The sequence below is a fragment of the Paraglaciecola sp. L1A13 genome (assembly GCF_009796745.1).
GTDB lineage: Bacteria > Pseudomonadota > Gammaproteobacteria > Enterobacterales > Alteromonadaceae > Paraglaciecola.
The window spans coordinates 1,701,790-1,714,345 of the sequence record NZ_CP047024.1 but is presented as its reverse complement, the minus strand read 5'-3'; the positions used below and the strand labels follow the sequence as shown (position 1 = coordinate 1,714,345).

At 41.3% G+C, this 12,556-nt stretch carries 10 protein-coding genes; 2 read left to right on the top strand and 8 right to left on the bottom strand.

Annotated features, from left to right (window positions below; genetic code table 11):
• The first annotated feature begins 13 nt into the window (after positions 1 to 13).
• Entirely contained in the window at positions 14 to 1,741 is a 1,728-nt protein-coding gene (locus GQR89_RS07215; protein ID WP_158769422.1) for an SLC13 family permease, read from the top strand.
• Between the two features lie 159 nt (positions 1,742 to 1,900).
• Here GQR89_RS07215 and rluF read toward each other — a convergent pair whose 3' ends face one another.
• From rluF to GQR89_RS07180, 7 genes are all read right to left on the bottom strand, one after another.
• Complete coding sequence (rluF, locus tag GQR89_RS07210) at positions 1,901 to 2,743, bottom strand: 23S rRNA pseudouridine(2604) synthase RluF (protein WP_370461040.1); 843 nt, start codon at positions 2,741 to 2,743, stop codon at positions 1,901 to 1,903.
• A 115-nt stretch (positions 2,744 to 2,858) separates the two neighbouring features.
• Positions 2,859 to 5,657 carry a DUF349 domain-containing protein gene (locus GQR89_RS07205; protein WP_158769421.1) on the bottom strand — a complete coding sequence of 933 codons (2,799 nt, stop codon included), beginning with the start codon at positions 5,655 to 5,657 and terminating at the stop codon, positions 2,859 to 2,861.
• Entirely contained in the window at positions 5,647 to 5,928 is a 282-nt protein-coding gene (locus GQR89_RS07200) for a YeaC family protein (protein ID WP_158769420.1), read from the bottom strand. The genes GQR89_RS07205 and GQR89_RS07200 overlap by 11 nt, the downstream gene beginning before the upstream one ends.
• Positions 5,928 to 6,254 carry a hypothetical protein gene (locus GQR89_RS07195; protein WP_158769419.1) on the bottom strand — a complete coding sequence of 109 codons (327 nt, stop codon included), beginning with the start codon at positions 6,252 to 6,254 and terminating at the stop codon, positions 5,928 to 5,930. Before GQR89_RS07195 ends, GQR89_RS07200 begins: the two co-directional genes overlap by 1 nt.
• Positions 6,255 to 6,345: 91 nt before the next feature.
• Entirely contained in the window at positions 6,346 to 8,022 is a 1,677-nt protein-coding gene (locus GQR89_RS07190) for a sodium:alanine symporter family protein (protein ID WP_158769418.1), read from the bottom strand.
• A 92-nt stretch (positions 8,023 to 8,114) separates the two neighbouring features.
• On the bottom strand, positions 8,115 to 9,242 hold the full coding sequence (locus GQR89_RS07185) for a M14-type cytosolic carboxypeptidase (RefSeq protein WP_158769417.1): 1,128 nt from the start codon (positions 9,240 to 9,242) through the stop codon (positions 8,115 to 8,117).
• Positions 9,243 to 9,511: 269 nt separating this feature from the next.
• A complete protein-coding gene (locus GQR89_RS07180; protein ID WP_158769416.1) occupies positions 9,512 to 10,963 on the bottom strand; it encodes a glyceraldehyde-3-phosphate dehydrogenase in 1,452 nt (483 codons plus the stop codon).
• Between the two features lie 185 nt (positions 10,964 to 11,148).
• On the opposite strand from GQR89_RS07180, the gene GQR89_RS07175 reads away from it, so the two are divergent.
• On the top strand, positions 11,149 to 11,934 hold the full coding sequence (locus GQR89_RS07175) for a DUF2989 domain-containing protein (RefSeq protein WP_158769415.1): 786 nt from the start codon (positions 11,149 to 11,151) through the stop codon (positions 11,932 to 11,934).
• A 131-nt stretch (positions 11,935 to 12,065) separates the two neighbouring features.
• Here GQR89_RS07175 and msrB read toward each other — a convergent pair whose 3' ends face one another.
• On the bottom strand, positions 12,066 to 12,455 hold the full coding sequence (msrB, locus tag GQR89_RS07170) for a peptide-methionine (R)-S-oxide reductase MsrB (protein ID WP_158769414.1): 390 nt from the start codon (positions 12,453 to 12,455) through the stop codon (positions 12,066 to 12,068).
• Positions 12,456 to 12,556: the final 101 nt, after the last annotated feature.

Genomic DNA, 12,556 nt, shown 5'->3' with positions numbered 1-12,556 from the left:
TCGTCGATACTATATGGACATAAACCAGTTACTGGTAATAGCGATATTTACCGGCACATTAATGGCGCTTATTCTTACGAATAAGCGCCCTTCTTCTATTTTTGCAGGGTCATTACTGGCACTTATTCTTTGCCAGCAATTAACCGTTGCCAATGTAGTCAACAACTTTACCAACCAAGGCCTTATCACACTGATATTGTTGCTTATCGTCAGTACAGCCGTGGATAAAACCTCTCTTGTAAAACGCTTAGGGCGCACGCTTATTGTTCCCAGTTTCAAACGCAGCTTTTGGCGTTTGTTTGGTTTGGCATTTGCGTCATCCGCCTTATTAAACAACACTGCAGTAGTGGCGAGTTTAATTGGCCCAACTAAGCAAAATCAATATCACCCAGCCTCACGTTTACTTATTCCTCTGTCTTATGCAGCAATACTAGGGGGAACCGTCACCCTTATCGGTACTTCAACTAATCTTATCGTAGACAGCTTCATGCGTGAGCATGGCCACCCGGGTTTTAATTTTTGGGATTTCACCCTATATGGCCTTGTGGCAGGATTGAGTTGCGGATTGCTAATGTTCTTTTTGACCCCGATTTTACCGGTGATAGAAAATAAAAATCGTCAATACAACAGTTATTTCATTGAAGCTAAAGTGGAACCAGATTCCGAATTAGTAGGTAAAAGCGTTGAGAAAAATCACTTACGGAACCTCCCTGAGTTATTCTTAGTTGAGGTAATCAGAAATGGAAAACTTATTAGTCCAGTAAACCCCGAATTAGTGATACAAGAGAATGACAAACTGATTTTCTCCGGTGATATTCATAAAGTAGATAACCTCAGCCATATCAAAGGGTTAAAATTATTCGCTGAATCCAATGGTTTACTTAGAGAAAACCTCACAGAGGTGATTATTTCAAATCGCGCGCAAATCATCGGTAAAACACTTAAGAGTGTCGGTTTCCGTGCCCTGTTTGATGCCGCTGTAGTAGCTATTCGCCGAGATGGTGAAACGTTATCTGGCAAATTAGGCGAAATTAAGCTGCAATCGGGTGATTTTTTATTACTCGCAACAGGCCCAGATTTTGTTAAACGGCAAAATTTAACTAAAAACTTTTTTATCTTGTCTGAGAAAAAAGTCACCACCAAGTTACTTGATAAACAAGAGTGGATAACCTTAGGTGGCTTTGCCATTACAATAGGCTTAGCGGCTACCTCAGTTATCTCTTTGGCAACAGGTTTGGTCTTCTTTTTAGCAATACTGGTCGCTACAGGTGTGACATCGACCAATGAAATCAAGCGTCACCTTCCTCTTGAGTTGATCATGGTCATAGTCGGAGCTCTAAGCCTCGCTAGTGCACTTGAAAGCGCAGGGGTCATAAGTACGCTAACTCATTATCTTGAGCCTAGTATGGCAAACTCAAGCCCATTTATGGCATTAGTCGTCGTCTATTTAGCGACCTTACTGTTAACGGAAGTGGTAACAAATAACGCTGCTGCAGCCTTAATGTTTCCGTTTGCATATGGGTTAGTAGAAACGCTAGGTGTGCCCCTGATGCCGTTCGCATTAGCTGTAGCCTTTGCTGCTAGCGCGAGTTTTATTTCGCCCTACGGATACCAAACCAACCTTCTGGTATTTAGCGCAAGTAACTACAAATTTAAGCATTTTGTGAAGTTTGGTTTGCCCATTTCCATTTGCTATTCGAGCATTGTATTAACGCTACTTAAATATACCTATCAACTTTAATGATTCAAAAGCCAGTCACTCATCAGTTTTGATAGAGATTGATAAAGATAATAAAGATAATAAAGATAATAAAAACCCGATTTTCTTCTAAAAAAAAGGACGAATGTGGCAACACATTCGTCCTCTACTTAATAATTTCGTTTATAAAAACTTAATCACTTAACGCTTATTATTCACAGCCCGGGACTTAAGTCCCCTCGACGAACTCCGTTTAGGTGTTCGATTTTCAGCCAACTTTTTCGATGGTTCAATTAAAGCAGTCTTTTTAGAATCCGCCACTGCACTATTTATCTCATTCATTTCATCCAGCGTTAAATTCCGCCATTGCCCTACTTTTAGTCCGGCCAAGCGGATAGACATAATCCGACTGCGTTTTAATTTTGTCACGTTATAGCCTAAATATTCACACATTCGCCGAATTTGCCGATTCAAGCCTTGCGTCAAAATGATACGAAATACAAACTTACTCTGCATAGTGACCGTACAAGGTTTAGTAATCGTATCAAGTATTGGCACCCCCGCTCCCATAGCTTGAATAAAGCGCTCTGTAAGGGGTCTATCAACAGTTACAATATATTCTTTGTCGTGAGCATTCTCAGCGCGCAAAATTTTATTAACGATGTCCCCATCACTGGTTAAAAATATTAACCCTTCAGATGGTTTATCTAAACGACCGATTGGGAAGATGCGTTCACTGTGACCAATCGCATCTATTATATTACCTTTAATATGCCGTTCAGTGGTGCACGTGATACCTACTGGTTTATGATAAACCAAATAAACTCTGTCAGATTTATTCTCAGCGCTAGCTTTAATCAATTGACCATCAACACGCACCTCATCACCGGGCAACACTTTAGTGCCAAGCTCTGGTATTACACCGTTAATGGACACCCGATCACTTTCGATTAATTTATCCGCCTCTCGACGTGAGCAAAAACCAGAATCACTGATAAATTTATTCAAACGAATACTGGATACCACAGAATTAGATGTATTCAAATTAATTGCTACTCAGTCTGTAAGAAATGGCACGGGACACGCCCCGTGCATAAAATAATGCTCCCACTAACCTTAGAAACTATCGTCGCCTAACATTAGCTGAGTAATAAACCTATTATATAAAGCATCGCTGGGTACGCTGCAACAGTATCTGTTCTTGCTGAGCTACTGGTCCGTGCTGGATCCATTGTTTAAGCAAAACAGATTTATCATATTCAACTCCTTGTTGCAGTTTATCGGCCATTAGCTGTAACTGGACTTCCTTGCGTAGTGTTTCATCTGATTCAGGCGAAGACACATCACAGAGCAACTCAAGCATCAAGGTAAGCTTATGGCGAGGCACTTCACTCTCAGTTTGCCCTTTAAATGATTGCTGCCAATGATTAGGTAATGTCTCAATATCTTGCGGTATCTCTGACGACTCCCAGCGTTGCAGTATTGAGAATAGTTCGTCGAAACTCTGCTGCTTGGCTAGCTGTTTTAAGGTCACCCGTTTCGCCTCGCGTTCATCAAGTAGTACAAGCCACCGCTTCCTTAAGCTGACACTTTGCACGGTAGGTAACGACTGCAGTAAACTTTCAAACTCGCCTTGCTTAACCATAGCATCATCAAGCTCACTAAATGTTCTGCCCGCCTTCACCGACTGTTGCATATCTAACAGCAACGCTTGAGCAATATTTACTTGTTCGGTATGAACCGACTTTTGCTGTTGATTGTGTTCTTTTCGCTGAGCAAAAACCAAGTCGTTGGCTTCGCGGAACTGGTTCCATAACGGATTTTCTTGTTTACGTTGAACCGGTCCAATCTGCTTCCATTTTTCCTGTAAGGTTTTCGCCTGCTCAACGGCATCAAGAATGTCGTCGGTTTTCGATAAGTCCTGAGCCTGTTTAATTAATGTAAGTTTCAACGCAGCATTGTCATTAAAATAGCTTTCGATTCGTTTTTTGAACGGGGCTAAAGCGTCACGGTACTCGTTGTTCAATTCAGTTTTAAGGGTGAAATCAACGTCCCCTATTGCCTGCCATTTCTGTTGAATTTGTTGTACTTTTTTCACAACCGCATCATCAGCGATATCTTGTTCAGCCAAAGCAGAAATATCATTTAATAACGTCTGTTTTTGGGCTAGATTATCTACTCGCTTTTGCTGCTGTTTTTCAAAATGTTCTCGACATGGCGCAAATGCTTGCTCAATAAGCACATCGAATTGTGCATTGATGGCATCATCTTCTGGCGTATTCAATACACCGAGGCTACTCCAACGACTGCGCATATCCTTAACCTGAGCGGAACGTAGAGAAACGGATATATTAGCCGTGATTAGCGCTTTGACTTCATTCAGTAACGCAGGCTTACGTGGCAAAGCGATATATGCTTGCAATGATTTTATTTCTTCAATCTTATGGCTAGATTGGGCAAATACTCGGGCATTTCTGCTTTGCTCAGCCTCTGGTAAGGCATAAAACCATTTACTGACTTTAGTAAACAAGCCCATCGCCGCTTTGTATTTACCTTGATCAATTAACGAATCGACTGCTTTAGCTTTGCTGCGGAATCGATTTATGTCTTGCGTCACGCCTAAAGAAAGGGATTTTAACGTATCTTGCCATGTTCGTTGCAATGTTGAGAATTGAATATCAAGGGCCTTTGGCCAACTGTCTTGATAAGGCTCCCGCAGTGCACGCCACTGCACTTTCATCTGGTGCAATACAGGTTTAGCACTTTCAATATCTGATACCTTTACCGGCAAAGCTTGTGCAGTAAAATCAGTGATTAGTGCGCTGGCTTGCTTTAGCGCATCTTGAAACGCTGGAAGATGATTGTAGGTATGTTGACGTTTTAATAACGCTTCACGCAAAGCTTCCAGTTCCTTTTGAGCACTGAATAATCCTGCATCTTTGGTTTCTTTTGATAAGGTTTCAATGCGCACTGTGCGGTTTTGTATTTCTGTTTGCGCCTGCTCAGTTTGGGCTAACGTCACCGCCGAAATATCACCAGAAATTATATCTGATAACCAGACTAATACCGCCTGAGTATCCGCCGTAACTTGCTTCACACTAATCACTAATTCACGTTTATGTTGCTCAGCATGATACAAGGGGGCGAGTTCGGCATCCAAAATAGCTAGCTTGTTACTTAGTTCAGTATACTTAGTGTTAAATTCGTTACGTTTATCACTCGACAAACAGTCGAACTGCGCTGCAAATTGACTGAATTGCTCGTCTAGTTCTGCCCGAATATCCACTAGCTTGCGATAATCCCGTTGATCTTTTAGTGCCATTAAACGCGATAGCACTAAACGAGTACCTTTTTCAACTTCAATATGCTGTGTTTTACTAAACTGAATTTTCGTAAGTTTGTCTTGAGCTTGTTTTTTTATCGTCTCTGAACGCGCTTTTTTGATAATTTTCAGTAAGCTGCTCTCGGTATCAGCATAAACCAATAGAGCGCTTTGCAACGTATCATCATTACTGGAAAGCAGAATTGGCAACGCCAATTGAGGTTTGTTTAAAACAGCTAAAATATGGAGTACTAATTCAGGTTCTCTGTGTACCCAAGTTTGTTTTAGTAAGCGTTCCAATAACTTGTTATTTTTACACTCAAAAACGAATGCCCGCTTTTCTTCTAGGCCCATAACGCTGTCATCGTCGCTAAATAACGTATTCTCAACGACTTGCTGCGCTCGCTTAGCGATACGTTCATTTTTAGCAATTTCTGCCATTTTGTACCACAGTACAAAACTATTAAGCTTGTTCAACGCTGCCAGACTCACATTCACGTCTTCATCGTTGAATGCGAGTTCATGTAAAATCGATTTTTGCTCAGGGATATCAGCAGATAAAGACGCTATTGCTGCAATTCTTACCTGAGGCTTAGGATCTTGGTACTTAGGTCGAAACAGTTTTTTAAATATCATTTTCAGTGAACCGCGCTATTGTGTTTTTTTCATTAAGCTCTTGCTTGAATTGCTGACGACTTTTTTGCACGATTTCGCCACCTTCCCCAATCGTCATATGCTGATCTGATTTGAGTACTTTGGCTTGATAAAGCATCACGGCTTGCATGGTAGTATCTTTTTGACTATCAGTTAAAGGGTTGCCGTCTAACCACTTTCCGGTTTCCACTGCCTGTAGTAATTTTTGATAGACCTCTGGGGTCATCGACTTAAGTAACATTTCTGGGTTCATTAATTAGACTTCTTGAGAAATACTAGACGCACTCGATTAACTATGTACCAAACAAAACCAATCAGCGCGACACCAACGGCAATATTGTACTGTAGGTCTCTAGGTTCAGCGCCTCCCCAGTACATAAAGCCGAAACCTGATACGAACATTAACATTGCTATCATAGACTGGGTTTGTATCTTTTGAGATTGCATATATTTTTGTAAATTGCGTTTGCGAGCAATATCTTCTTCACTGGCATCACCCACTGCAAAATTGCAGTGATTACACAGATCGGTTTTATCAGAGATTTTTTTATTGCACGACGGGCAATCAATTAGCGCCATTATTCACTCCACTACATTTATGGTTAAAGAATTTACCGTGACATGAGATCACGAAAGCGCGGACAATGCCGCGCTTAATTTTCTTACTGTATTACTTTGATTTGTGTTCTTTTTTAAAATCTTCCCAGTATTTATCTACTGATTCTTTCATTTCTTTGCGCAGTAAAAATATACCCAATAAGTTAGGCAAGGTCATCACTACAATAGCCACTGCGGATAACGTCCATACGAGTGTTGTATCCGACACGGCCGCCCAAACAAAGGCAAATACATAAACGACACGATATGGCATAACGGCCCGTGGTCCGAGTAAATAGGTCATAGCACGGTCACCATAATATGACCACGCGATAGCGGTCGAAAATGCAAACATCAATAGACCAACAGACACAATATACTTACCGGACTCACCAAAAAAACCTTTGGTAAAGGCTAATGCAGTTAAACTCGCGGAGTGAATTAAAGAATTGCCTGAGACCACTATATTATCTTTTATCAACCCACCATCAACAACCTTCAATTTACCAGTGAATAAATCTTCATCTTCACCAAAAGTAAATTTCACATCTTCTGCCACAGAGCGTGCATTTAACAAGGTATAACCCGTAGTAATAGCTTTACCGTTAACAATCTGTATTTCACCATTAAATGGGGTTACTTCTGAAGTATCAAGATTGTTGATATAAGCATAAAGCTGCTGGCGATCATTTTCATCGGTGTCAGTGTAGGCTCCAGATACAATCATCATGTCACTGCGATCAAACACGTTGTGATGTTTTTCTTTCCATACGCCGGAAGATAAAATAACCAAGCCGGTAAGAGTACAAATAATAATAGTGTCGATAAATGGCTCTAAAATAGAGACCATACCTTCTGATACAGGTTCATCAGTTTTGGCAGCGGCGTGTGCAATCGGCGCGGACCCTTGACCTGCTTCGTTTGAAAACAAGCCACGGTTTACTCCACGGTTAAAAGCATAGGCTATTGTTGCACCTAAGAAGCCACCTGTTGCCGCAGAGCCGGTAAACACATCACCAATAACCGAGGCAAATGCGGGCCCAATATTTTCTAAGTTTGCAAATATAACCGCCAATGCCCCAATAAGGTAAATAAACGCCATTAAGGGAACAATTTTTGAGGTAACTGCGGCTATACGCGTTATCCCCCCTAAAATAACCAAGCCGAGCATTACACCTAGCACACTGCCGACCACTAACGGATCAAAGCCGAAGGTCGACTCCATACTGGCCGCTATATTATTACTTTGGGGTAAATTTCCAGTACCGAATGAACTGATAACAGTTGCGATAGCAAACGCGACTGCCAGCCATTTCATATTTAAGCGTCGGTCCATATAGTACATTGGGCCACCCGCCATAGTGCCATCAGCGGTTTCTACCCGATACTTATGGGATAACGTCACCTCTACAAATTTGGTCGTCATACCAAAAAAAGCGGTTGCCCACATCCAAAACAAGGCAGCAGGACCGCCTAAGAATATTGCGAATGCCACGCCGCCTATATTCCCCGTCCCCACTGTGCCTGACAATGCCGTTGTTAGAGCACGAAAATGCGTCGTATCGCCAGGTGACCCCTCATGATCATACCTACCAGTAACAACCAACCAAGCGTGTTTGAAAAAACGAACTTGCGGGAATTTAAGGTAAATCGTAAAAAATAAACCTGTTCCTAATAAAACATAGGGAAACCACCATGCGCCCCCTAACATACTATCCAATAACTTCAGTAAATCATGAAAGCCTTCCACACTGTTCCCCTTAATTTATTTTGTTTTTAATTGTAATATTTTTATTATTTTATTATTTTAAGTTGGATACAAAACACGGCAAATAAATTGCTCTAACGCAATTCATCTACCACAGCACGTATGGCAACAAGTACGTCTTGACCTAATTGCTTACAACGAATGGGTGACCAGCCATAAGCTGAATCGGGTATTTCTATATTATCTTTGAACGGCATTTCTAAGGTGTAAGCTAAGCATGAGAACGCATGACCAACGGCATTAGTGGCCACTGTCATATTGGCTTCACCAGGTGCATCTTTATCATAACCAAAGGTATCTTGAAACTCAGGAGTAGCGGTTAATAGCGCACCTTTAAACATTGATTCTAAATTAGCAATACGTGCATCATAGTTAGGATTACCCTCGCTACCGGCCACAAAGTTATAAGGCAACGCTTCATCGCCGTGCATATCTAGAAAAAGATCGACACCGGTTTGGTGCATTTTTTGCGTGACCAAAAATACTTCAGGGCTATTTTCCATCGACGGCATAGCCCACTCACGGTTCAAGTTAACTCCTTTAGCATTCGTTCTTAAATGTCCACGGGCAGACCCATCAGGGTTCATGTTAGGTACTACGTAAAATACCGCTTTATCAAGTAACAATCTGGCCAGACCATCATCTTTATCCAGAAGTCGCTCTAATAGTCCCTCAACAAGCCACTCGGCCATTGTTTCGCCCGGATGCTGACGAGCAGTAATCCAAATAGATTTCTTGCCTTCGCCGGCTTCACCAATCGTCAACATTGTCATGTCACGATCATCCAAGGTATTCCCTAAAAACGATTGCTCACATAAATCGCTGGTCTGTGCCCAGGCAAGTAAATCGAGATGACGCTCATAGGAATAAGGCGCAAAATAGGCAAAGTAAATATGCCCGTGCTCTGGAGTATGTTCGATTACGAGCTTCTCGCCATCAAATTGGGTTTCGACCCTAAACCATTCTTCTCTATCGTATGACGCCACGGCCTGATAATTTTGCCATCCGTCGGGATAAGCTGATTTAGCAAGATCAACGATGGTAATACGATGGGATATCCATGGGCGAGTATCTAACTTGAAATGAAACCATTGATAAAAGTCTGACTGATTATCTTTTTTAATAGCTAACTGAATGTCATTTTCGCTTGTTGCTTGGATAACGCGAATGTTACCACTATCAAAATTGCTGCTAATTCTCACATTTACTGTCCATCTGATTTAACCGCGGACAATTTAGCATAATGTCCAAGTAAAAAGCCAAGGGTGCAAAGCTTTTTGTAGCGCTCATTTGCAATAATTTGCTACTTGTAAATCTCCTGTTACGCTTTCACGAATTTACCGATTGAACTAAGCATTGCAATTTTTTACATCAAGTGGCTTACGTCAGCGGCGCATAAAAACGAAAAAAGCGCGCTACTAAAACAAGAAAGTAGCACGCCCACTTAGAAACACGATTCAACCAAACTGAATTATTTTACCTTTGGTAAGCTCGGATAATGCAGTCCAGCCATATCTTGCACTACACGTAGTACCTGACAGCTGTAACCAAATTCATTGTCATACCAAACATATAATGTAGCACGATCACCCGCTACTATTGTCGCCTGAGAATCAACGACTGAAGCGGCTCTTGACCCAACCAAATCTGTCGACACAATCTCTTTCGAGCTAGTGTAATCAACTTGATGCTGCAAAGATGAGAACAAAGAAATATCACGCAAAAATTCATTAATTTGCAACTTATCTGTGGTCTTTGCTAAATGCAGATTTAATATAGCTAAGGAAACATTTGGCGTCGGTACTCGTATTGAGCTACCCGTAAGCTTGCCTTCCAATTGAGGATACGCCTTGGCCACAGCACTAGCAGCTCCAGTTTCGGTTATCACCATATTAAGTGCTGCACTGCGTCCACGGCGGTCTGCTTTATGGAAATTATCAATTAGATTTTGATCATTGGTAAACGAATGTACGGTCTCTACGTGCCCGCCATTAATCCCATATTTTTGATCTAGCGCTTTTAATACCGGCGTGATCGCATTAGTGGTACAGCTAGCTGCCGACAGGATCTTATCTTCTGGTGTAATATCGCCTTCGTTTACTCCGTAAACAATATTTTTGATTGATCCTTTGCCTGGTGCGGTCAACAGTACCTTTTTTACGCCCTTAGCTTTTAAATGCTGACCCAGACCCGCTTCATCGCGCCACATCCCAGTGTTGTCTACGACAATTGCGTTTTCAATACCGTATTGGTTGTAGTCTACTTCGGTTGGCGAGTTAGCATAAATCACCTGAATATATGAGCCATTCGCTTTAATTGCATTACGTTCTTTGTCCACTGTAATACTACCGTTAAACGGCCCATGAACCGAGTCACGGCGTAACAAACTAGCACGTTTCTCTAAATCGCCTTCTTTGCCACCACGGACAACAATTGCCCTTAAGCGTAATTTATTCGTTTTACCCTGGCGTTCAATTAACAGACGCGCCAGCAAACGACCGATACGACCGAAACCATAAAGCACCACGTCTTGAGCCGGATGATTGTCTTCAACATCTAGAATATCGCTTAGCTCTTCTCGCAAATATTGTTCGATATTTTTGCTTTTATGCTCGTCTTTAAAATGATAAGCATACGCTAGTTTTCCTAAATCAATCTGTGCTGGAGCTAAGGGCAACTTACTGAGCTCTTCAAGTAAAGGCCAACTCTCACGCAAGCGCAGCTTCGTACCCTCTTTTAATCGAACAGTGCGGTGGGCTTTAATAATATCTATAGTTGATGCCCCTAACATAGGACGACCATAAATCGATATTTCGACGGCCTTGTTTCGATACAAATTACCCAATAGTGGCAACATACGCTCAGCGTATTCTTGACGTTCTTGCCAACTGCTCATTAATGCTTGTTCAGATTGTTGATTCATGATCTTTAAAAACTCTCAAAAACGTGGTTGGCTCATAAAAAGCGACGAGATTGCTTGGACAAAGCAAAATGGGTCGTTATTCTAATCAAAGGAACTAATTGCGCCAAATTGTTGAAAATTTACTAAATTCAGCAATTTGTCGTCTAAAATGACGATATATTGGTAATTTAACTACAAGGGAATTTATGCGTATTGTTGGCATTTTACTGTTGATGTTTGCCACCACCGGGTGTGACGTGTTGTTTCCCATGACAGCCGAAAAAATCTGTAAAGAACATACTGAGTTTTGTGCCGACCTGAACCCTGATGGATGGTGCTTAGCCGAGAAGAGCCGTATCATTAAACATAGATACGCCTATCAACAATCGCCCAGTGAGTTAATCGATTTTTATCTTCTTGAAGATTTTGAGAAGTACAAAGTGTGTATTAATAATGCTGCGCAAATAGAACATATTGTGCAGATAGAGAAGCAAACCAGGCGCAGAGAAGCAGCAGTTAGTGCTGAACGAGAATTAAACCGTTTGATACGTAAAACGCAACACTCTCATGAACCACACTTGCTCCTGTACCACTGGTCTCGTTTTGGCAAGAAAGAAGCGCTCAAAGAGTTTTTGCTACAAGAAAAGCAGGGGAAACTCGATACCCCTAGCCTACAACTTGGCCTAGCCTCTTACTATGTTAAATTTGATTTAGAAAAAGCCAAAAATACGCTGTATCAAGCGCTGTCCCTTTACAATCAAGGGGATGAAATCGATACGGATATTTTCATTAGTCTTAGTACGATCAATTTAAAACAAGAAAACTACCCAGAAGCTTACCTTTGGGCGTTTGTCGCAAATGAGTTTAAAGTTGCTAACGTTAATCTTGTTGACATAAAGCAGACCCTACCGGCCTCTAGTAATTTAAGAATATTAGAAGAACGAGCAGAGCAATTAGTTGACGATATTGAAGATGGAACGTTTTCTTATTGAAATAATGACAAACTTCCATATCGCTCAAAAAACAACCAATAACTGAAAAAAACTTTCAGAAAAAAAAGTCATTTTTTTGCGTTTTTTTCAGTTTTGCTGGTAATTATTGACTGCCTACAGGCGAATTCTGACTATTTATCGTTTTCTTTAAATGCCAAGGAGACAGAATTAACACAATAACGCTGCCCTGCTGGTTGTGGCCCGTCATTAAAAACGTGCCCTAAATGCGCATCGCAATGCTTACATACAATTTCAATTCGCTGCATACCAAGACTGTCGTCTTGATGAAATTCAACATTATTTTCTGCACTTTGAGCAGAAAAAGATGGCCAGCCGCAACCCGCGTCAAACTTGTCAGTTGAATCAAATAACTTCTCACCACAACATCGGCAAACATAATCCCCTAGCGCATCATTATTTAATAACTCACCCGTAAACGGTCTTTCTGTGCCCTTAAGACGTGCCACACGAAACTCTTCGTCATTAAGTTTTTCGCGCCACTGTTGTTCAGATAACTTCATAGCTAAACCTCATATATTTGGATTCAATTTTAAATATGGGGAGTAAAATCATGTTTACTAGGCCAAAACACGTTTTATCAGCTCCCCTGAACCACTCACGC

Bases quoted from the DNA above. Each gene is read 5' to 3' on its own strand.
- GQR89_RS07180 (WP_158769416.1), bottom strand. From the start codon at position 10,963: ATGAATCAACAATCTGAACAAGCATTAATGAGCAGTTGGCAAGAACGT.
- GQR89_RS07205 (WP_158769421.1), bottom strand. From the start codon at position 5,657: ATGATATTTAAAAAACTGTTTCGACCTAAGTACCAAGATCCTAAGCCT.
- GQR89_RS07195 (WP_158769419.1), bottom strand. From the start codon at position 6,254: ATGGCGCTAATTGATTGCCCGTCGTGCAATAAAAAAATCTCTGATAAA.
- GQR89_RS07200 (WP_158769420.1), bottom strand. From the start codon at position 5,928: ATGAACCCAGAAATGTTACTTAAGTCGATGACCCCAGAGGTCTATCAA.
- GQR89_RS07175 (WP_158769415.1), top strand. From the start codon at position 11,149: ATGCGTATTGTTGGCATTTTACTGTTGATGTTTGCCACCACCGGGTGT.
- GQR89_RS07215 (WP_158769422.1), top strand. From the start codon at position 14: ATGGACATAAACCAGTTACTGGTAATAGCGATATTTACCGGCACATTA.
- msrB (WP_158769414.1), bottom strand. From the start codon at position 12,455: ATGAAGTTATCTGAACAACAGTGGCGCGAAAAACTTAATGACGAAGAG.